The 1,976-nt window shown below is 60.9% G+C and carries 3 protein-coding genes; all 3 read left to right on the top strand.

Annotated features, from left to right (window positions below; translation table 11 throughout):
* The first annotated feature begins 130 nt into the window (after window positions 1-130).
* Window positions 131-912 (top strand): IS5-like element ISPpa6 family transposase gene (locus ACDP63_RS24670; protein WP_090617958.1). Its coding sequence is split into 2 segments (ribosomal slippage): window positions 131-473 and window positions 473-912, totalling 783 coding nucleotides; the frame shifts between segments, so codons are not numbered across the junction.
* Complete coding sequence (locus tag ACDP63_RS24665; RefSeq protein WP_081762193.1) at window positions 869-1,297, top strand: ABC transporter permease subunit; 429 nt, start codon at window positions 869-871, stop codon at window positions 1,295-1,297. Before ACDP63_RS24670 ends, ACDP63_RS24665 begins: the two co-directional genes overlap by 44 nt.
* A gap of 63 nt (window positions 1,298-1,360) precedes the next feature.
* Window positions 1,361-1,976 (top strand): ABC transporter substrate-binding protein (locus tag ACDP63_RS24660; protein WP_409928835.1); only part of this gene is annotated, 616 nt, incomplete at its 3' end.

Raw genomic sequence — 1,976 nt, 5'->3', positions numbered from 1 at the left:
GTTCCTGGTCTTGTATGCGGGGGGTGTGGGTCTGCTCATGCCCTCCAGCTACCATACTGGATTCACAAGATGAATCCCTCACAGGATTTGTGCAACAGAGCCGTGATTCAAGCTCATCTCTACATGGGAGATGAGCTTGGCACGCAACCTGATGTCCGACGACGAATGGGCATTCTTTGAGGGCTTCATCCGAGCGGCTCGGCATCCGAACGGGCGCAAGCCTACGGACCATCGACTTGTTCTGGATGGTATTTTCTGGGTCGCGCGGACCGGTGCGCCCTGGCGGGACCTGCCAGAGGAGTTTGGCAAGTGGTCATCGGTCTATCGGCAGTTCCGGCGCTGGACGCTCGCCGGGCTGTGGGAGGACATCCTGGATGTCTTGAACCACGCGAAGCTTGCGCCCGACAAGCTCCAGATGATCGACAGCACCGTGATCAGGGCCCACCACCATGCGGCGGGCGCAAAAGGGGGGCTCCGAAAGAGGCTCTTGGCCGTTCAAGAGGTGGGTTCTCGACCAAAATCCATCTCCGCGTTAACGGCGCTGGCCTCCCGATGAGGACCGAGATCACGCCCGGGCAGCATTCAGACTACACGGGCTATGATCTGGTGATGGCCGACAACCTGCCGCAGCCCGCCGTGTTGGTCGCCGACAGGGGTTATGACGCTGATAAAATTCGAGAAGACATCGAGAGCCGTAACGCGCTGCCCATGATCCCGATGCGAAAGAACCGCAGGGTGCGCAAGGTGGTCGACATGACGATCTATACCCTGCGCAACATGGTCGAGCGGTGCTTCAACAAACTCAAGAACAGTCGCCGCTTGGCAACCCGCTACGACAAAACCGCAGACAGTTTCCTCGGCTTCATCGATATCGCCTGCATCAGGCTCTGGCTTCGCCATTTGTCAACATGACCTAGCCTATATTGCCCGCCGGCTGCCGTTCGGTGTCCGCAACGCTTCCTCGACGCTCTACAATATCCCCGACTCGATCGAGGAAGCCTCGATCAGCCTGGGCGTGCCGCCGGTGCGGAGCTTTCTCAAGGCAGTGCTGCCGGTCATGGCACCCGCCATCGCAGCGGCGGCGGTGCTGACCTGGACGACAACGGTGGCCGAACTCAGCGCCTCGATCATCGTGTATTCGGGCGGCCGCGAGACCATGCCGATCGAGATCTTCAAGCTGATCGACAGCGGGTTGATGGGGCAGGCCTCGGCCTATGGCGTGCTGTTGATCGCGGTCATCCTGCTGCCGATCATCGTCGCCACCAAGGTGTTCAAGGTCGATCTGTTCTCGACCTGAAAAGAAGGTCCGCGCCCAGCCGGGCAGGACCGCAAACATAACTTGCAACAGGAAGGAACAACCATGAAAAGACGCGGATTCATGATGGCCTGTGCCTTGGCAATCCTGCCTCTGCCGGCTTTGGCCCAAGATGGCGGCAAGGTCGTCATCTATACCCCGAACAACGCGCAGGCGGTCGAGGCCGTGACGGAGGTCTTTTCCGAAAAGGCGCCCGAACTGTCGCTCAGCACGATCACCGGCGGCAGCGGCCAGTTGCTGCGTCGGGTCGAGGCCGAGGCAAGCGCACCGCAGGGCGACTTGTTCTGGAACTCAAGCGAGAACACGCTGGCGGGGTTCCGGGAATATTTCGAACCCTATGCCTCGCCCGAGGCCGAGGCAATCCAGGACGATCTCAAGCGGCCGGAAAGCCCCTGGACCGCCACCAACCTGCATGTCGTCGTGGGGATGGTGAACACGGACCAGCTTGGAGAACTGCCCGCGCCGACGAAATGGCAGGATTTCCTGGATCCGGCCTGGAAGGGCAAGGTCGCGATTGCCGATCCGAACAACAGTTCGACGGCCTTCACGATCCTTTGGGTGTCAACGGCGGTGCAATATCCGGCCACGCGGCGGAGTAAAATCCGGCCACGCGGCGGTGACCGGCGCCATGGCGCGCGCGCTTACCAGATAGCTGGCGCGT

This window comes from Paracoccus sp. P2 (genome assembly GCF_046335115.1).
Lineage (GTDB): Bacteria > Pseudomonadota > Alphaproteobacteria > Rhodobacterales > Rhodobacteraceae > Paracoccus > Paracoccus pantotrophus.
This window is presented reverse-complemented; position numbering and strand designations above follow the sequence as displayed.